The organism is Paraburkholderia sp. RL17-383-BIF-A, assembly GCF_046028015.1.
In the GTDB taxonomy this organism is placed as follows: Bacteria; Pseudomonadota; Gammaproteobacteria; order Burkholderiales; family Burkholderiaceae; genus Paraburkholderia.
Map to the genome: position 1 here is coordinate 1 of NZ_JARESR010000095.1, position 370 is coordinate 370.

Below are 370 nucleotides of genomic sequence, written 5' to 3' on the forward strand. Positions count from 1 at the left end.
TTCGATGCCTTCGCGCTCCGCATACTGCTTGGCACCGGCTACGGCCAAAGAACCTGCAGGCTCAAGCACGCTTCGGGTATCCTGGAAGACATCCTTGATCGCGGCACATAGCGCATCTGTGTTCACGAGCAGCACGTCGTCGAGATATTCGCTGCACAGACGGAAGGTTTCTTCGCCGACCAGTTTCACCGCCGTGCCGTCCGAGAACAGACCCACTTCGTTCAGCGTAACCCGCTCACCGGCTTTCAGCGACGCGGCCATCGCGCACGAATCATCGGTCTGCACGCCGATCACCTTGATCTCCGGGCGCACCGATTTGACGTACGCAGCCACGCCCGCCGCGAGCCCACCGCCGCCGATCGGCACGAAT

Annotated in this window: 1 protein-coding gene; it reads right to left on the bottom strand. The window is 61.9% G+C overall.

Features of this window, described 5'->3' with window-relative positions:
* A partial coding sequence (locus P0D71_RS36095) for a pyridoxal-phosphate dependent enzyme (protein ID WP_408188141.1) occupies positions 1-370 on the bottom strand: 370 nt, incomplete at both ends.